We start from the raw sequence: 19,129 nt of genomic DNA on the forward strand, positions 1-19,129 counted from the left end.
ATATCTGCTAATTGCTAATTGCTAATTGCTTTTTTACTATTAACCATTAGCCAGCCCAGACTATAATCAGAGGATGTGATATTATGGTTTAGTTATTAGCAATCTGAATAATGGGTTAATTTAACAACAAGTTCTTAGCAAGAGCATCTCTCTTAGGAAAGGGTTTATAGCATTTTCGGTTCATGGGTAGGGACACGGCATCTTTTAGGTTATCGGACGCGCCTGATAGATTAGACCTCTGGCAAAAATATTTGAGGCGGGCGGGACGCCCACCCCACAAGAATTTTTCTGGTTTTGTGGGGTGGGCGTCCCGCCCGCGCTTCAAATCTTCTGAAAAGGACTTTTGCCAGAGGTCTATTGATATGGCGTCCCTACTACTTTTGCCGTGCATTATCGATGACCGTAAGTTTCTTGCCAATACTTATATGCAGCATAAGCTAAAGTAACGACGCCGGTGACGATGGCAGATTCATCGACTTCAAATTGGGGATGGTGTAAGGGGTAATTGGGTTGCTCGGCGCGTCCGACGCCGAGGCGAAACATCGAACCGGGGGCGTAATCTAAATAGCAGGAAAAGTCTTCAGCGCCGAGGGAAGGTTCGGTGATAATTTGAACGCGATCGCTTCCCCATGCTTCCCGCGCCGCTTCTTCCAATAGTTGCGTCAGTGCGGGATTATTTTGCACTGAAGGCACTCCCCGCTTATAGTTAAATTCGTAGCGGGCGCCGTAAGTTTTACAGATATTAGCGACAATTTGTTCGATCCATTGGGGTAAAGCGGCGCGGGTTTCTGGGTGAAGCGATCGCACCGTTCCCAATAACTTTACTTGATCCGCAATCACGTTGGGCGCTCGTCCTCCCGCAATTGTACCAATCGTCAATACCACCGGACGCAGGGGATTTTGCGTGCGACTGATCGCTTGCTGAAGCGCCGTAATTACCTGCGCCGCAATCCAAATCGCATCAATCGCTTCGTGGGGACGCGCCCCGTGACCCGATTCCCCGATAATAATAATTTCTAACTCATCTGCCGCAGCGGTTAAAGCACCGTACCGAATCCCCACCGAACCCCCTGGAATCGAAGGAAAAACGTGCAACGATAAAATCCCCGTCACATTTTCCATCGCCCCATCAGCGACCATCCAACTTGCGCCTTGAGCAATTTCTTCAGCGGGTTGAAAAATAAAACGCACAGAACCCGGCAATTGTTCTCCCAACTCAGCCAAAACCATTGCCGTGCCTAAACCAACTGTGGTATGGACATCGTGACCGCAGGCGTGCATCACTCCAGATTCGCGGGAAGCATATTCTAAATTTGTGCGTTCGATAATCGGCAAAGCATCCATATCCGTCCGTATCGCTAGCAGTCTATCATCGCTACCTGCCCCATTCAGGTGGGCGATGACGCCGGTTTTACCAACTTGTTCGCGCACCTGAAGACCGTAGGAAGACAAAACACCAGCGACGTAAGCTGAAGTTTGGTATTCTTGACCGCTTAATTCTGGATGCGCGTGGATGTGGCGGCGAATTTCAATCAAGCGAGGTGCGAGTTTGGTGGCTAAGTGTTTAATCCGGGTAAGCATGGATGAATTGGTTGATGCGGCTTTTTATCATGATAGGGGTTGTTACAAACGTTGAAGTGGAAGCGATCGCAACAGAAACCCGGTTTTTCCAAAAAACTGGGTTTCTGCGTCTATCAACAGAAACCCGGTTTCTCGCAGAAAGATTTCTGGGTTTCTTCATCCCTAGCGTGACTTACTTAAAGCCTTTGGATTTTGCCTTGAACGAACCGGATTTTAGCTTGCCGCTAAACTTCTTAAGCGCTCCAGTACTCGCACCCTTGATCTTACCCAGGTCAACCAGAGTTGAACTGTTAATTGAACCAGGAAGATTACCCAAACCAACCGAAATATTATTAGCCGTCAGGGCAGAATTACCAAAGACAGCGATGCGGAACTGCTGAGACAGCGCGATGACGTTGTAAGTTACACCCGTACTCGTCGTACCCGTAGTCACCGACTTAAGTACGTCATTGGCGTTACCAAAACCAAAATCGCCAGCTATCTGTAGCTTGTCTTCCGACGCATTGAAATCGTAAATCACATCATAGCCAGATTTTGCCCCGCCGCCTGTCACGGTGTCGCCAGCTTTGCCAGATCCTAGCGCTATAGAATCTACGACGAATATATCCTTACCAGCGCCGCCGACGAGGGTATCTTTCCCTGCACCTCCATACATGTAGTCGTCCCCGTCGCCGCCGAACAGCAAGTCCTCGCCTTCGCCGCCAAACAGACTATCGTTACCTTCACCACCCGCAATGATATCTTTACCTGGCCCGCCCACGAGGATGTCATTCGCTTCGCCGCCGTAAAGAAAGTCATTGCCTTCGCTGCCAAGGCAGAGGTCGTCACCTGCTTCGCCGATGATGATGTCGTCACCGGCACCGCCTTCAACAACGTCTTCCCCGGTGCCGCCGAACACTAAATCGTTGCCGTCATCACCCTTGACGAGATCGTCACCACCATCGCCGAATACGTAGTCATTTCCGGCACCACCTTTGAGGATGTCATCTCCCTTACTGCCGGAGATGATATCCATGCCAGCTTTGCCATCAAAGAAATCGGCGATCGCAGTACCTAAAAGCAAATCATCTTTGTTGGTGCCGAAGGATTCCGTAGTGGCGATGAAACCTTGCTCTTTTCCTTTTGCAAGGTATTGCTCGAAGGCGCTGCTATAGGCACCGCCGGTAATTTCGTCTTTGGCCTCCAGATTGAGGGCAAGATAGAATTTGGTGTCAAACTTAGAACTGGGATTGCGACCTTCTCCAGCGCCATATAAAATGAAGTGTTCTGCGGCACTTTTTTGGGTTCCCTTTTCGATTGCCGCTTTTACATCCTGATTGACGTTGAGATATTCGGTTTCATCGTACAGGGGGTTGAATCCACGACCTTTTTCATAAATTCCATACTCGAGGAAGTGTTCGTAAGCGCTGCCAATTTTCCCCTCTTCAATTGCCTTCGCGACGTCTTTGTTTCGCTCTAAGTAAAATTCTTTATCGAATATGGCGGTGGGAATATCCCCCGCTCCTGCACCCTTTGTAACGAAGTATTCTAATGAAGTGTTGACTTGCCCGTTCGAGATCGCTTGCTGCACCTCTTTAGTCTGGGCATAGAATTTGTTATCGTACAGCGTGCTGATTTGGCGACCTTCTTTGGAGCCAAACATCAGCGCGTGTTCCAGCGCACCTGTTTTACCATTAGCAACAGCCTTACCTACATCTTCGTATCTTGCTAGATAGCTGCCAGCATTGAAGAAATCCCGGTTACCGCTACGACCTTCTCGGTCGCCCCATGAGAGGTAGTGGTCGATCGCAGTGAATTTACCACCGCTTTTTTGCACTGCCTCAAAAACATCCTTGTTTTCGTTCAAGTATTGGTTGGCATCAAAAGCAATACTGGGGTTGCGGTTCTCGTATTTACCAACTTTCTCGTAGTGTTCCCTGCCGCTTTTGAATTTGCCTTCTTTGACTGCCTTCGCAACGTCATCGTTTCCCTTGATGTAAAACTGTTCGTCGAAGCAGGTGTCTAAATTCAAAGTCATGCAATCTATCTCCTGAAATGGGTCAATAACTCGTGTATCTCTGATCTAGAAAAGAGACAGGGTAAATACCTTTGGCCTTTTGACGGTATTTTTTCAGACGTGGTTCCCGACAAAAATTATTAATTTTTATGCCGGATGGGAACTTTTATGCTTTGATGGACAATCATACCAGCCATTACTCAAATTTTGAATCTGACCGGAATATACGCAAGATAGCAGTATATAGAGTGACGGAAAACCGAATTTATACCGAAATATAGACGCTCGGTTTGACATCAAAGCTAGTAAATTTCTTTACCTCTCCCTATGACCTATTGCTTCAATCCAGCTTGCGAAAATCCCCAAAACCCAGAGGTGGTCGAGTTTTGCCTTGCCTGCAACTCGGCGCTGTGGTTGAGAAACCGCTATCGAGTCATCCAGGTAATTGAAGAAGGGAACTTTGGGCGCACGTTATTGGGTGAAGATGCAGATAGACTGAGCGATCGCTGCGTCATCAAGCAACTTTTTAAATGGCGGAAAGTGCAAGACCAAGCTGAAGCAATGGCAAAGGTAAGCCGCGCTTTTGAGCAAGAAGCCGCTTTACTGCTAAAGTTGGGAACCCACCCCCAAATCCCAACGCTATTAGCTTGCTTTGAGCAAGATAGACGCCTTTATATCGTCCAAGAATATATCCAAGGGCAGAATTTGTTAGAAGAATTGTTAGAGCAAGGGGTATTCAGCGAACAAAAAATCCGGGATTTGTTAAACGATCTGTTACCCGTCCTGAAATTTATTCACGAGCATAATGTAATTCATCGGGATATCAAACCGATGAATATTATTCGCCGCCATTGCGACGGCAAATTAGTGCTAATTGACTTTGGACTTGCCAAGCAATTGCATCCAACCGCCTTCGGTAAAACCGGATCGAGATACGGCACAGAAGGATATGCACCCATCGAACAAACCCGTGGCAAAGTTTATCCCGCCAGCGACCTTTACAGTTTAGGTATGACCTGCATTCAGTTACTTGCAGGGGCAGCATTGGCAGAACTTTACGATGCAGAACAAGGAATTTGGATATGGCGAGAATATCTCAGAAACAAAGGAACCGATGTCAGCGACCATCTGGGTCAAATATTGGATAAATTAATTAAGGACTCGCTCAAAGAACGCTACCAATCTGCTGCTCTTGTTCTCAAAGACCTGGAAGACAGCATCCCCAGATGGCGATGCGTGCATACCTTCAGCGGACTTGGCAAAATCGAGCAAGTCACCTTTAGTCCCGATGGAGAAACAATCGCCAGTAGCAGCGATGATAAAACTTTAAAAATCTGGCATTTAAGCAGCCGTCAGTTAGTACAATCGGTAAGCTCCCAGTCGCAAGCGGTCAAATTCGCCGTTATCAGTGCCGACGGAAAAACCCTCGCCTCCGGGACTGGCGATAGCAAGATTTCCATCTGGAATACAGTAACTGAACAACTGCTGCATACCCTAGACGCAGGTGCGGGTGCAGTTCACCAAGTCGCGTTTAGTCCAGACGGAGAAACCCTAGTTAGCGGTAACTCTGATAGTACGGTTAAGCTTTGGCATCCAGGTACGGGGAAACTGCTAGATACCATACGCGGACATTCTGGGGCAGTTTTTGCCGTCGCCCTGAGTCCGGATGGCAAGATTTTAGCTAGCGGCGGCGCAGACAAGACGATTAGAATTTGGCATTTGGGTAGTGGGGTACTGTTGCACGTCCTGACTCAACATTCAGCAGCAGTTAATGCCCTCTGTATCAGCCCAGATGGTGAGATGCTAGTCAGTGGTAGCGCAGATTGCCAGATTGTGGTTTGGCATCCCGGTAGCGGCAAGCTGATGGATATTCTCTGGGGACATAAAGGGTCAGTTCGTTCGGTGGCGTTTAGTCCAGATGGACATGCGCTTGCCAGCGGTAGCGACGACAGGACAATCAAACTTTGGCGCTGCGCGGGGTAATCGGCGATCGGAAAGAATCCACCAACGCTGCGATCGGAAAAGGGGGAAAGGGGGAAAGGGGGAAAGGGGCCCACAACTTGGTAGACTGACCCATTATCCTCGTTCTCCGGGCTCCTGCCTGGGAACGCCATCCCCCCAAATTGTCAAGTTCTTTAAAGTTTTGCAGACTTTTGCACGAGTAATTTAAGCCACTGCGGTAAACTAAGCGTTGATCCGGAAAAGCTCGCCTTTATCTGCTTTTGGCAGATATTTTAGTTGTTCAGCTTTCATTTGGAGTCCTTATACCATGTCTCATGCCGTAAAAATCTACGACACCTGTATTGGCTGCACCCAATGCGTCCGCGCTTGTCCTCTTGACGTACTGGAGATGGTTCCCTGGGATGGCTGCAAAGCCGGTCAGATTGCCTCTTCTCCTCGCACGGAAGACTGCGTTGGCTGCAAGCGGTGCGAAACTGCATGTCCTACTGACTTTTTGAGCATCCGGGTCTACCTGGGCGCTGAAACTACCCGCAGTATGGGTCTGGCTTACTAAGCGAGTCCAGCGTCAGCAGTCACTGGGGGCGAAGCATGGCGGCAATTAAACTCTGCTGCGATTGCTAGGGTCTTTTTTCCGCAATGCTTCGCCTTTACACAATTAATTGGTAATGGGTCATGGGTCATTGGTAATGGTGAGAATTTCCCTAAGTCCTCCCTCTTCCTCTGTATTTTTGCTCAGCCGCCCCGATTTCAGTTGTGTTATCCTACCTTGGCAAGCTGGTTGTTAGTTCTGGAGTGAAGGACTAAGAACCAATAAATCATCACTAATAGCTAGGCAGGAGACTTCGCTAAATGTGCGGAATCGTTGGCTATATCGGCACCCAATCGGCAAGCGAAATTTTGCTTTCTGGGTTAGAGAAACTGGAATACCGGGGCTATGATTCCGCCGGAATCGCCACGGTGTGGGAAGGTGAAGTTCATTGCGTCCGTGCTAAGGGAAAACTCGATAACCTGCGCGATAAACTAGCAGGGATGGAAAATCCAGCCTCTGTCGGCATCGGACACACGCGCTGGGCTACCCACGGTAAACCAGAAGAGTATAATGCCCATCCCCACATGGATACGGCAATGCGCGTGGCGGTGGTGCAAAATGGCATTGTGGAAAATTATCGCGAGTTGCGGGAAGAATTAAAGCAACGAGGACACAAGTTTCGTTCGGATACGGATACGGAAGTTATACCCCACTTAATTGCTGAATTTTTGGCTAAAATTAAACTTGCGGATGCCCATCACCCTTCACCGCTACTAGAAGCAGTCCGACAAGCTGTACATAAACTAGAGGGGGCATTTGCAATCGCAGTCGTCAGCGCCGACTACCCCGATGAAATCGTTGCCGTCAGGCAACAAGCGCCCCTCGTGGTGGGATTTGGTCAAGGGGAATTTTTCTGCGCTTCGGATACGCCGGCGATCGTCACCCATACCCGCGCCGTACTACCCTTGGAAAATGGGGAAATGGCGCTGCTAACCCATTTGGGAGTAGAAATTTACAACTTTGCAGGCACTCGCCTCAAAAAAACCCCCAAGTTACTTTCTTTGAACCCAATTTTGGTGGAAAAACAGGGATTCCGCCACTTTATGGTCAAAGAAATTTACGAACAACCCGCCGTGGTACGGGCTTGCTTAGAAGCATACATTAATCCAGATTGGAATGCCGCAACCAAAGAACTACCCATCAATCTAAAACTGGCAGAATCTCTGTACGAAAATTTAGAACAAATTGAAATCGTCGCCTGCGGTACGTCTTGGCACGCCGGATTAGTTGGAAAATACCTGTTAGAACAGTTAGCCGGAATTCCCACCTCGGTGCAATATGCGTCGGAATACCGCTACGCACCCCCGCCTTTGACTCCCAATACCCTCACCATCGGCATTACCCAATCGGGAGAAACTGCCGATACTCTAGCCGCGTTGGCGATGGATAAGCAACGTCGGGCGGAAAAAGGCGGTAAATTTGAGTCAAGGTTGTTGGGAATTACCAATCGTCCCGAAAGTTCCTTGGCGGGAATTGTCCCCAATCTGATCGATACCCACGCGGGGATTGAAATTGGGGTAGCCGCGACTAAATCTTTTGTCGCCCAATTAATGGCATTTTACTGTTTGGCGTTGGATTTGGCCTATCGGCGTCAGACGCTGCCCCTATCAAGAATAGAAGAAATACTTGCCGGATTGCACATGCTACCGGCGCAGATTGAAATGCTGTTGGGTAATCTTGAAAAGTACCTCGAAGAGTTAGCCCACGATTTTACCGAAACCCAAGATTTTATTTTCGTGGGACGGGGAATTAATTTCCCGATTGCGTTGGAAGGAGCGCTGAAATTGAAGGAAATTAGCTATATTCATGCGGAAGGATATGCCGCTGGGGAGATGAAACACGGCCCAATTGCGCTGTTAGATTCTAAAGTGCCAGTTGTAGCGATCGCAGTCAAAGGTAGCGTCTACGAAAAAGTCCTCTCTAACGCCCAAGAAGCAAAGGCGCGAGATTCCAGATTGATTGGGGTGACTCAAATCAACGACACCGAAGCGGCGGAAATCTTTAATGACTTGTTACCTGTCCCGCCAGTTGATGAGTTACTTTCCCCGATTGTCACCGTGATTCCGCTGCAATTATTGGCGTATCATATCGCCGCCCGTCGCGGGTTGGATGTGGATCAGCCCCGGAATTTGGCAAAATCGGTGACGGTGGAGTAAGCGAAAAGGGGATTTTTAGCAGAAGTAGGGGCACGGCATCCTGAATTCGTTGTGCCAATATATATTTTTGATGCCGTGCCCCTATTACAGCGGATTGCTTTTCGTGTGAGGTACAGCCCTTCGGCTTCGTTTGTCAAGCGCGCAGCAAAAATGGCAGCGCGCTTGACAAACTCTCGGTGTACCTCATACGGCTGCAATCGGCTGTAAAACATTGGTTTTTGCGAGGTTGTTTATACTGGGGGACTTCTGCCGACATTTTTGTCACCCAGTAGATGCACATAACTGCGAAAAGTGCGATCGCTACCTGAATTTGGCATCAGACTTGTGCGCGCTAGCTTTGGGTTGCTTAACTCAGTAATTATACTGAATCCGCTTCTACAACAACCTACTCGCTCTTGCAGCGGATTTACAAGCGAATCAGACTTTTGGCGGATTTGCAATTCCGTAATCTTACTGAAAAAATAACAGGACTTACGCAAAGAAACAAAGGGCGCTCCGAAAAATCCTTGGGAAAGGGAACCAGAGATCGACGTAGAAACCGGGTTTCTGGCAACGCCCTGGCGTAAGTCCTGAATAAGTTATCAATGAATAATTATTATATGAGGAAAACACGTAAAAAACCGGATTGATGCGTCAGTACTTTCACGACTTGGAAAAAAATTGAATAAAAATTGATTCGCGGTTTCGCTGAAGAATCATGTATAATCCAAGTAAAAATAGCTAAACAAAATCTACTAAAGGTTAACCAAGAAGCTGGCGCTACGCTATAAATACTGATAAATCAACGGATAAGTCCAGATGTTTAAGGTTTCAAACACAAGAATATAAACTTAAAAAAATATGCCACGCTGGAAACTGGTGACTGAATTTTCTATTGATAGCGCCCACTATATCAACGACTACAAAGGCCCTTGCGGTAGGTTACACGGTCATACCTACCGCATCAAAATTGAGGCAACTGCCAATCAACTTTACTCGTCGGAATTCGTTCCCCACAAGGTGATGGTGGCGGATTTTAGGACGTTGCGCTGGGCGAAGCAGGATGTGACCAAAGGGGGATTGGATCACTGCGTTTTGAATGAGGTGCTACCGCCCGAATACGAGACGACGGCAGAGATGATTGCCCAGTATATTTACGACAAGACGAAGAAGCTTCTACCGTCAGGGGTAAAGCTGAAAGTTGCTGTATCTGAAACGCCGAGTAGTTGGGTGGAATATGAGGATGATTAAGTTATAGATAGTGCTAATTGCTAATTGCTAATTGCTAATTGCTAAGTTGATAATATAGCATTTTTTCTGACATTAGCCCCTGGTTAGAGTAGGGGCGAGTTTAACATTGTGACAATTACCCATTACCCCAGTCAGAAACCTGGTTTCAGAGTTAATTTCTCCCTGTCAAACGCCAGATTTTTCCGTTCACCTTTGTTTCTTTGCTCAGAAACCTGGTTTCAGAGTTAATTTGTCCCTGTCAAACGCCAGATTTTTCCGTTCACCTTTGTTTCTTTGCTCAGAAACCCGGTTTCTTCGCCGATTTCTCCCTGTCAAACGCCAGATTTTTCAGATCACCTTTGTTTCTTTTCAGTTTGGATGTAACTAGCAACTTGAGTTAATTAGGTGAATTTACTACCCCATTAAAATACTCAGGACTCTCAGCAACTTGCTCGTTGATGGGGTCTTTTGAGGGTAACAAAAGTTCTGAACGGAAGGAATGGCGGATATGAGAATTGAGATACCGCATTTGTAGGAGTTGCCACTCCTGCCACATTTCGTAGCGAGTTTCGGCGAGTTGTTTAGCTAGGGTTGGCAGGTTTTTGGTGGTTTCAGAATCTAAGGCATCTGCGAGAAATTCGGCTAAAACGAAGCTGTCTTGAATTTGCCCCAGTATTTCTTGAATGCTCTTGATATCTTCGATAAAATCTGTATAATTCGGGCTATAGAAGTCGGTAAATAGTTCCATTTGATAGCGCACGCGCTTGGTTTCTTTCCGCAAGTCGTGCAGAACTTCTCCGTGGATTGCGATTTGTTCTTCTACCGCTTCGTGACTTAAATTTTTCATGGGTTTAATTTCTGTTTCCTCAGCTTGAGTTCCCACCAACCAAGCTTGATGAAGTAACAAATCGCTGACTGAGGGTAAGAGTAAATCTGGCAATACTTCCTGAATTGGCATCTGAGCCATTGCCTGATATTTTGGCGACTCCAACCACGCTTTCAAAGATTGTTTAAATTGCTTATAACTTTTGTGGTGGAGGGTTTCCCGTACCTGTTCTAAAACCTTTTCCCGCCGTTTCTCTAGGTAAGCCAAAGCTTTTTCCAAAACTTTCTGTTCTTCGCGGGGCAAATTGGGTTTATAGCGCTTTTCCAGTGCTTCTTTTAATACATCTAAATCCCGCAGTTTCCCCAAAGTCCGAGCAATTTTACCAATCTGTTTTTCTGGCGCCGACTCAGGCAGATCTAATGCGGGTGCAAAACCCGTGACCGCCGATCGCAGGCGACGCATCCCGACGCGTATTTGGTGCAAGGCTTCGGGATCGCGGTCTTCTAGAACATCGGCTTCGTGCTTGAGAATTTTTTTCAGGTGTTTCTCGATTCCGAGGTAAGCCCAGTCTCCAAGGGTTTTCGCCGTTGATGTCGTTGGTAATTTCATAAGAAATTCGTATTGGGTAATGGGTAATGGGTAATGGGGGAATGGGACCTGGGTGAGGCAGATTTGGCAGAAATATCTTCCCCATCTTCCCCATCTTCCCTATTACCCATTACCTATTACATTATTTAAGGTATTCCTGAATCGCTTTTACCTCCAGTCGTTCTGACTGCAAGCGCGCGATCGCCGCCGTAGTTGCTTGCGCCCCGGCGATGGTGGTAATCACCGGAATTTTGTAAGCTAAAGCCGTGCGACGCAGCAGGCGTCCGTCGCTTTGCGCTTCTTCCCCAGAAGGCGTATTCAGAATCAGGTTGATTTTCTCGTTTTTAATCGAGTCCATGATGTGGGGACGCCCTTCGTGGATTTTTAGCACCAATTCGACTTTCTTGAGGCCGTGTTCTTGCAATACGCGACGCGTACCGTCGGTTGCTACCACGTTAAAACCTAACTCTAACAGCTGTTTGACCACGGGGACGATCGCTTGTTTGTCGCGATCGCTCATCGACACAAACACCGTCCCTGCCAGGGGTAAGCGCTGATTTGCCGCCAGTTCTGCCTTGGCAAAGGCTTTGCCAAAATCGCTGTCTATCCCCATTACTTCTCCCGTAGAGCGCATTTCTGGCCCTAATAGAGTATCCGTACCGGGGAATTTATCAAACGGCAATACGGCTTCTTTAACCGCGATGTGACGGGGCAGAATTTCTTGGGTGAATCCCAATTCTTCTAATGTTTTCCCCGACATAATTAATGATGCCAGTTTCGCCAACGGCACGCCTATCGCTTTGGATACAAATGGCACCGTGCGCGACGCGCGGGGGTTCGCTTCCAAGATATAAACTTGGGGCATGTATCCGTGGGCACCAACCACAGCAAACTGGATATTCATCAACCCAACTACGTTCAGTGCCTTGGCTAGCCCGATCGTCCAATTCCTTATTGTTTCTAGGGTTGCGGGTGGCAGGGAAGTCGTGGGCAAGGTGCAGGCGCTGTCTCCTGAGTGAATTCCCGCTTGCTCTATGTGTTCCATGATACCGCCTATCACTACATTTCCCGTAGAGTCGGCGATCGCATCCACATCGACTTCGACGGCATTTTCCAGGAATTTATCGACCAAGACGGGTTTTTCTGGTTCCACCTGCACCGCCATTGTCATGTAGCGCTGCAAGTCTTCATCCGAGTAGACAATTTCCATCGCGCGTCCGCCGAGGACGTAGCTGGGGCGCACCACGACGGGATAGCCAATCCGCCGCGCCACGGCGAGTGCTTCTCCCTCGCTGCGGGCAATACCGTTGGGGGCGGTTTTCATCTGCAACTGCTGCAACAAGACTTCAAACCGTTCTCGGTCTTCGGCGATATCGATAGAATCAGGGCTAGTTCCCCAGATTTTGGGCAGGTGGGCAGGTGGGCGGGTGGGCAGGTGGGAGGAGGAATCTACATTCTCACCTGCTCCCTTGCTCACCTGCTCACCTGCTATTTTTTCCAGATATTCTTGCAAAGGTACTGCCAATTTTAGGGGTGTTTGACCGCCGAATTGGATGATAATGCCTGCCGGGTTTTCTGTCTCAATAATATTGAGAACGTCTTCTTTGGTGAGGGGTTCAAAATACAAGCGATCGCTCGTATCGTAGTCAGTCGAAACCGTTTCCGGGTTCGAGTTGACCATAATAGTTTCAAACCCGGCATTAGACAGGGCATAGCTAGCATGACAGCAGCAGTAGTCAAATTCTATTCCCTGACCGATGCGGTTGGGGCCGCCGCCCAAAATCATCACCTTTTGTTTATCCGAAGGCAGCACTTCGGATTCGCAAATGCCAGTGGTCAGTTGTTCTTGTTCGGATGACTGACGGAGGACTGACATACTACCCATTTCATACACTGAATAGTGGTAGGGAGTGAACGCTTCAAACTCTGCCGCACAGGTATCGACGGTTTTGTAGATGGGAACTACACCCAATTGTTTGCGGTAAGTGCGGACTTCGTCTTCGGTGGTTTTGGTGGCGAAGGCGATTTGGCGATCGCTAAATCCCAGCTGCTTAATTGCTAATAGCTGTTCCTGGATCAAATCTTGCAGTTTGGTGCGTTTGAGGAACTTTTCTGTTTCCAGAATTTGCGCCATTTTATCTAAGAACCAAGGGTCGATGCCGGTGAGTTCGTAGATTTCTTCTACCGACATGCCCATCATCATGGCGTGGCGGACTGTAAAAATCCGCTCTGGATTGGGGGTGCGTAACAGGGCGCGAATCTGTTCTAAACTGGGGAGTTTTTCATTGCGATCGCATCCCCATCCTGCACGTCCTGTTTCCAAACTCCGCAGCGCTTTTTGGAACGACTCGCAGAACGTGCGCCCAATTGCCATTGCTTCTCCTACCGACTTCATTTGGGTAGTCAAAAATGGCTGAGTTCCGGGAAACTTTTCAAAGGCAAACCGGGGGATTTTGGTCACCACATAATCAATTGTCGGCTCAAACGAAGCGGGGGTTTTCTTGGTAATGTCGTTGCTGATTTCATCCAGGGTATAACCCACCGCCAACTTCGCCGCAAACTTAGCAATTGGGAACCCAGTCGCCTTAGAAGCAAGTGCCGAGGAACGAGACACACGCGGGTTCATTTCAATGACGATTAATTCCCCATCTACCGGATTAACCGCAAATTGAATATTCGAGCCGCCGGTTTCTACCCCAATTTCGCGGATAATTTTAATCGACGCATCCCGCAGGCGCTGATATTCTTTATCCGTCAGGGTTTGCGCCGGGGCGACGGTAATCGAGTCCCCCGTGTGAATCCCCATCGGGTCTAAGTTTTCAATCGAGCAGATAATTACTACGTTATCTGCCAGATCCCGCATCACCTCTAATTCGTATTCTTTCCATCCCAGGAGGGATTTTTCAATCAAAATTTGCGACACGGGGGAAGCTTCTATACCTCCCTGCGCCATTTCTTCAAATTCTTCTTGGTTGTAAGAAATGCCGCCTCCCGTACCGCCCATCGTAAAAGCAGGTCGGATAATTAGCGGGTAAGTGCCAATTAACGAAGCGACTTCTTTTGCTTCGGTAATATTTGAGGCAATCCCAGAAGGACAGACAGGCACCCCAATGCGCGCCATCGCCTGTTTAAACAATTGCCGGTCTTCGGCTTTTTCAATTGCTTCCAGCTTCGCCCCGATCAGTTCTACACCGTATTTTTCCAAGACGCCATTTTTTGACAAAGCGACTGCCAAATTCAGTGCCGTTTGCCCGCCCATCGTTGGTAGCATGGCGTCTGGTCGCTCCTTGGCGATCACTTTTTCTACCATTTCCGGCGTCAGCGGTTCAATATAAGTCCGGTCTGCTGTTTCCGGGTCGGTCATGATGGTAGCGGGGTTGGAGTTGACCAGCACCACCTCGTAACCTTCGCTGCGGAGGGCTTTGCACGCCTGAGTGCCGGAATAGTCAAACTCGCAGGCTTGACCGATGATAATGGGGCCGGAACCCAACAGCAGGATTTTTTTGAGGTCGTTACGGCGGGGCATATTTGTTTCTATAACACTGACAGTATTTGAACCCAGACCATTGTAAGCTTGCTGTGCGTGAGTTGGTCTGCGTTTAACAAATTTCACGGAATTCCCCATCCGTCACTTGCGGTGGGGATGGATAGCAACCAAAAAATAAACTGAGCGATCGCGAATCCACAGAATCTCCGCTATTATGTTATCACCAACTGCTGATGATGATAAATGCTCAAGGCGTATAAATACCGCATTTACCCCGATCGAGACTTTGCAAGTATCCCTTGCAAAGTCTTTTGGGTGCTGTCGTTGGTACTGGAATTACGCCCTTTCTTTGTGCCAAGAAACCTATAAGGTTACAGGAAAAGGATTGTCACGAGGGTATATTCAAGGACTGTTGCCCGGTCTCAAAAAAGAATATCCTTGGCTAACAGATGCTTATTCTCAATGCTTACAGGTTGTGGCGCTAAACCTATCCACTGCCTACAAAAACTTTTTCGACAAGAGGTCGGGATTACCTAACTTCAAATCAAAGCACGGTCGGCAGTCTATTAGTTATCCCCAGAATGTTTCCTTTGACGGTGATTACATCAAGCTGCCAAAGATTGGTTTAGTGTATTGCCGTCGTCATCGGGACTTTTCTGGGACAATCAAAACAGTTACTGTCTCTAAAAATCCAGATGGTAAACATTATGTCTCTGTTTTAGTGGATGACTCAAAAGAGTTACCTAAGACAAGGGAGGGTAAGGCAATTGGGATTGACGTAGGATTAACCCATTTTGCTATTACAAGCGAAGGTTCCAAGTTTGATAATCCTCGTTATTTTGCCAAGCACCAAAGGAATCTCAAGCGTCTTCAACAAAGCTTATGCCGTAAACAAAAGGGAAGTCAAAATAGAGCCAAGACTAGATTAAAGGTTGCCTTGGTACACTCTAAAATCAATAGATGCCGTGAAGACTTTCTACACAAGCTATCTCGCAGGATAGTCAACGAAAACCAAGTGATTGCTGTAGAAAATCTTAATATCAAAGGCATGGTCAAAAACCACAATCTTGCTAAGGCGATTAGCGATGTGGGCTGGGGAATGTTTACCACAATGCTCAAATACAAGGCAGAATCAGAGGGGAAAATTTACATTGAAATTGATAGGTTTTTCCCATCTTCTAAGACTTGTAGTGTCTGTCTAAACAAAGTGGGTAGTTTATCTCTCGATGTTAGAAGTTGGACTTGTAAGCATTGTTCTACCACCCATGACCGTGACATAAATGCGGCTGTCAACATCAAAAATGAAGCCCTGGGAATATTGTCGTTAGGAACTAGCGATACTGCCCTTGGAGGGGATGTAAGTCGGACTGGCAAAATTTCGGTTTTGTTGGACGCTATCCCCGTTGAATAGGGAAGCCCCATCCGCCATGCGGTGGGGTAGTTCACTCTGAGTTTTATCAGTTTTGAGCGCAAAAGCAGGACGACTTGTCGAGTCGCCCTGGCTTTGCCATATATGCTAGCTAAGCTTTACCAGTAAATTGGTCCGGGATCGCATCCTGTTTCAGACCAACATTGGGTAATAATATCCGCCTTCTTCGCCTATAGCGTCTGTGCTTGCACACCCACCGTCTTCACATAAAGCGTCTGTGATGCCGCCCTCTTCGCCTATAGCTTCTGTGCTTGCACACCCACCACCGTCTTCACATAGAGCTTTTGTGATGCCGCCCTCTTCACCTAAAGCTTTAGTCGTGATGGGAGGATCGATGGGAATCGGTTTGGGCCAAGGCTTAGGCCAACAACCACCTTCTTCACCAATAGCCCGAGTTGTGGCAATTGATAGCCCCCCTCCCACTTGTGCCGCTTCCTCGTGGGTGAGTTGCTCTGCAAAATCTAAGTCGATCGCTTCTAATTCGGCCGGATCCAAATCAAACGGATGACGCATAAAACTCTCCTAATTTATAGGAACGAATTAATTAATCGCTGCGCGAGCCGAGGTTTCAACCTTGGTTGTATCGCTTTAAATATAAACGAGCCTACCAGGGGATAGTTGTCATTTTGGCAAGTATTAAATTTGCATCTGATATCTTGTATGTTTGGGTTTAAGTCTAGTTAATATTATCTTGATTACATGGCTAATAGCTGGCTTTAAAACTAGCTCTTAGCCGCGACAGTATTTGAACCCAGACCGTTGTAAGCCTGCTGTGGGTGAGTTGGTCTGGGTTTAATCTGAGTTTTGCAGGACGACTTGTCGAGTCGCCCTGGCTTTGCCATATAGGTTAGAGAAGCTCTAACAGTAAATTGGTCCGGGATCGCATCCTGTTTCAGCACAAGATTGGGTAATATATCCGCCTTCTTCCCCTAGAGCGAGTGTGGTTACATCTCCACCGTCTTCACATAGAGCTTTTGTGATGCCGCCCTCTTCACCTAAAGCTTTAGTCGTGATCGGAGGATCGATGGGAATCGGTTTGGGCCCAGGCTTAGGCCAACAACCACCTTCTTCACCAAGAGCCAGAGTTGTGGCAAATAGCCCCCCTGCCACTTGTGCCGCTTCCTCGTCGGTGAGTTGCTCTGCAAAATCTAAGTCGATCGCTTCTAATTCGGCCGGATCCAAATCAAACGGATGACGCATAAAACTCTCCTAATTTCTAGGAACGAATTAATTAATCGATGCGCGAGCCTCGCTTTCAACCTTGGTTGTATGGCTTTAAATATAAACCAGCCTACCTGGGGATAGTTGCCATTTTGGCAAGTATTAAATTTAGCTCTGAGATATTCTAGTATTTGGGTTTAAGTCTAGTATATAGAATCACGATTACATGGCTAATAGCTGGCTGGAAAACTAGCTCTTAGCCATGATTTTTAACTATTTATATATTTTTAATTAAAAAATATTGCTCTGCCAAAATGGCAACAGGTGATGGGAAGTGATAGCTAGAATCGCTGTCAATCCCATCACGAGATTAACCCAAGGAAAAAAATCATGTTGAAGCAAGCAAATGAGTTTGACAAGAAACGCAATAGACTAGGATTGGTGAATCGTTTATTTTTGAGCCTGATTCCGATAGCCACTGGTTATGGGATCGCATCTGCACCTGCTCAGGCTGCCACTTTAGCCTATTCTGGAGCCGACTTCCTATTAAATAACTTTAGTCATAAGCCCACTGCAACTTCTACTAAAGCCGAAGGCCATGTTTCTACGAATGCAGCCCCAGGCAGTTCAATAGTTGACTATGGTTTAGCTTATGCAGTTTTTCTTCAGCAGAACCCCTTGGCCTACAATACAACCTTAAGTCTGGGTCTAGGTGCAGGGAATAAATACTTAGGGACATCAGACAGTAATGCTAAAGTTGTCGGCAACTTCTTGGTCGGACAAAACGAGTCTTTCAAATTTGATTTCTTCGGTAAGTTAGACCTGAAAACTTCAATTGATACTTGGTTTACAGAAAGTGCTAAGGCGGCTGGAAATATCTACTTTTTGGTGTTGGATACGACTAACAGCCAGAATATAGGGTTCTTAGATTACTTTCTTCTCTCCGGAAACTTGTCAACTCCAATGTTCCCGGATTATCTATTCGCTCAAAAGAGTCGCAACGTCCAAATAAATAGCTTTTCAAAAAAACAAGATTTTATCGGAAATGAAGAATCGGCTTCGGGATCTGTTACAGGGGCGTATCGGCGTAATTTCAGTAAGCCTACCAATCTAACTGTATTAGAAGTTAAACAGAATAGTACTAAACAGCAAGCTAAAAGTCTGTTTAGCAAATTAAGTGGATTAGACAGCACATTACAAGCAAATACAACCGACTCAATGCTGTTATCGGGTGCAACGGATTTAAGCAAATTAGACACCTCGGTAGAAACAGTCGCAAGCGGTCCAATCTTTACCGATCCCATCGTTGCAGCAATCACAGCAGGAACAAACACATTAAACACCGCTTTTACATTAGACACCGCAAGTGGATTAGAAAGCTCGGTACAAACAGTCGGAACCAAGACAATGCTTACCGATTCTAACGTTGCAGCAACGGCAACAGAAACAAGTGTATTAGACACCGCAGTCCCGACTTTATCCCAGAACATAATCGTTTCAGGAATGGGAAATAAACCCTTGGACACTCAGGGGTCATACGACTCATCAAAAATGTCTTCAGGAGGAGATATGAAGACTGCGATCGCAAATAGCACTAAGGCGCAGACTTGGCTAGCAGGACAAACCCAATACACGTCATTACTTCCCGATACAACTGTTAAAGACTTGCAACGTTTCTCGAATGTATCCAGCGGTACTTGGGTTGACCCACCAACAACTTACGGGATAGAATATAAGGTAGAGGGGGATTCTGTAATTACGAATATTCTCGACTTCTTCACCGACGATGCTGACGACTTATTTACCGTTGCAGCAGAAGGCAAAATTCTGGGTCAATTCAAATCCGGTGACAATATTGACTTCGTTTCTCTACTCGGTAAGGGCGTCTCTAGCTTGACTATCACTGACATCGATCCCGCGCCTGGAAAGACGGTAGCTGAGTTTAATTTCCAGCCTTTATTCAATACCTATACAGCAAATTTACAGGCAAGATCCTTCGATAAGTCTGGTAGTAAGTCAATCCCAGAACCAGGCTCAGTTTTGAGTTTACTAGCCTTGGGTGTCATTGGTGTTGTCTCAAGGTTGTTCGGCAAGCGTTGATTTTTGACAAAATTCAGGACTTACGCAAACACCAAAGTTTCTCTG

13 protein-coding genes and 1 pseudogene are annotated in these 19,129 nt (G+C 47.1%); 6 read left to right on the plus strand and 8 right to left on the minus strand.

Annotated elements, in window-relative coordinates:
- Positions 1-115 precede the first annotated feature (115 nt).
- The 3 genes from MiSe_RS04880 to MiSe_RS04890 form a co-directional block, all read right to left on the minus strand.
- On the minus strand, positions 116-391 hold the full coding sequence (locus MiSe_RS04880) for a hypothetical protein (RefSeq protein WP_226575501.1): 276 nt from the start codon (positions 389-391) through the stop codon (positions 116-118).
- Positions 391-1,581: a M20 family metallopeptidase gene (locus MiSe_RS04885; protein ID WP_226575503.1), complete on the minus strand. Its 1,191-nt coding sequence runs from the start codon at positions 1,579-1,581 to the stop codon at positions 391-393. The genes MiSe_RS04880 and MiSe_RS04885 overlap by 1 nt, the downstream gene beginning before the upstream one ends.
- Positions 1,582-1,753: 172 nt before the next feature.
- The gene (locus MiSe_RS04890; RefSeq protein ID WP_226575505.1) at positions 1,754-3,598 is read right to left on the minus strand and encodes a calcium-binding protein; all 1,845 of its coding nucleotides are present in this window, start codon (positions 3,596-3,598) and stop codon (positions 1,754-1,756) included.
- Between the two features lie 306 nt (positions 3,599-3,904).
- Here MiSe_RS04890 and MiSe_RS04895 point away from each other — a divergent pair, with 306 nt between their 5' ends.
- The 3 genes from MiSe_RS04895 (at position 3,905) to glmS (ending at position 8,284) form a co-directional block, all read left to right on the plus strand.
- Positions 3,905-5,560 carry a serine/threonine-protein kinase gene (locus MiSe_RS04895; RefSeq protein WP_226575507.1) on the plus strand — a complete coding sequence of 552 codons (1,656 nt, stop codon included), beginning with the start codon at positions 3,905-3,907 and terminating at the stop codon, positions 5,558-5,560.
- A gap of 286 nt (positions 5,561-5,846) precedes the next feature.
- Complete coding sequence (gene psaC / locus MiSe_RS04900; RefSeq protein WP_007355303.1) at positions 5,847-6,092, plus strand: photosystem I iron-sulfur center protein PsaC; 246 nt, start codon at positions 5,847-5,849, stop codon at positions 6,090-6,092.
- A 296-nt stretch (positions 6,093-6,388) separates the two neighbouring features.
- A complete protein-coding gene (gene glmS / locus MiSe_RS04905; protein ID WP_226575509.1) occupies positions 6,389-8,284 on the plus strand; it encodes a glutamine--fructose-6-phosphate transaminase (isomerizing) in 1,896 nt (631 codons plus the stop codon).
- Here glmS and MiSe_RS04910 read toward each other — a convergent pair.
- Positions 8,245-8,496 (minus strand): hypothetical protein, encoded by a 252-nt coding sequence (locus MiSe_RS04910; RefSeq protein ID WP_226575511.1) that lies wholly within the window; start codon positions 8,494-8,496, stop codon positions 8,245-8,247. The genes glmS and MiSe_RS04910 overlap by 40 nt on opposite strands.
- A gap of 628 nt (positions 8,497-9,124) precedes the next feature.
- Between MiSe_RS04910 and MiSe_RS04915 the strand changes: the two genes are divergently transcribed.
- Positions 9,125-9,514 carry a 6-pyruvoyl trahydropterin synthase family protein gene (locus tag MiSe_RS04915; protein ID WP_226575513.1) on the plus strand — a complete coding sequence of 130 codons (390 nt, stop codon included), beginning with the start codon at positions 9,125-9,127 and terminating at the stop codon, positions 9,512-9,514.
- 376 nt (positions 9,515-9,890) lie between these two features.
- On the opposite strand, the gene MiSe_RS04920 is transcribed toward MiSe_RS04915, so the two are convergent.
- Positions 9,891-10,928, minus strand: a complete 1,038-nt coding sequence (locus tag MiSe_RS04920) for a CHAD domain-containing protein (protein ID WP_226575514.1) — start codon at positions 10,926-10,928, stop codon at positions 9,891-9,893.
- A 121-nt stretch (positions 10,929-11,049) separates the two neighbouring features.
- The gene (carB, locus tag MiSe_RS04925; protein WP_226575586.1) at positions 11,050-14,433 is read right to left on the minus strand and encodes a carbamoyl-phosphate synthase large subunit; all 3,384 of its coding nucleotides are present in this window, start codon (positions 14,431-14,433) and stop codon (positions 11,050-11,052) included.
- A gap of 204 nt (positions 14,434-14,637) precedes the next feature.
- Here carB and MiSe_RS04930 point away from each other — a divergent pair.
- Positions 14,638-15,805 (plus strand): annotated as a pseudogene (locus MiSe_RS04930) (RNA-guided endonuclease InsQ/TnpB family protein).
- A 150-nt stretch (positions 15,806-15,955) separates the two neighbouring features.
- Here MiSe_RS04930 and MiSe_RS04935 read toward each other — a convergent pair.
- Complete coding sequence (locus MiSe_RS04935) at positions 15,956-16,336, minus strand: hypothetical protein (RefSeq protein WP_226575516.1); 381 nt, start codon at positions 16,334-16,336, stop codon at positions 15,956-15,958.
- Positions 16,337-16,681: 345 nt separating this feature from the next.
- Positions 16,682-17,023, minus strand: a complete 342-nt coding sequence (locus MiSe_RS04940; RefSeq protein WP_226575524.1) for a hypothetical protein — start codon at positions 17,021-17,023, stop codon at positions 16,682-16,684.
- Positions 17,024-17,374: 351 nt separating this feature from the next.
- On the opposite strand from MiSe_RS04940, the gene MiSe_RS04945 reads away from it, so the two are divergent.
- Positions 17,375-19,084, plus strand: coding sequence for a PEP-CTERM sorting domain-containing protein (locus tag MiSe_RS04945; RefSeq protein ID WP_226575525.1), 1,710 nt, complete (start codon positions 17,375-17,377; stop codon positions 19,082-19,084).
- The last annotated feature ends 45 nt before the right edge of the window (positions 19,085-19,129 follow it).

Origin of the sequence: Microseira wollei NIES-4236, assembly GCF_020521235.1 — a bacterium.
Lineage (GTDB): Bacteria > Cyanobacteriota > Cyanobacteriia > Cyanobacteriales > Aerosakkonemataceae > Microseira > Microseira wollei.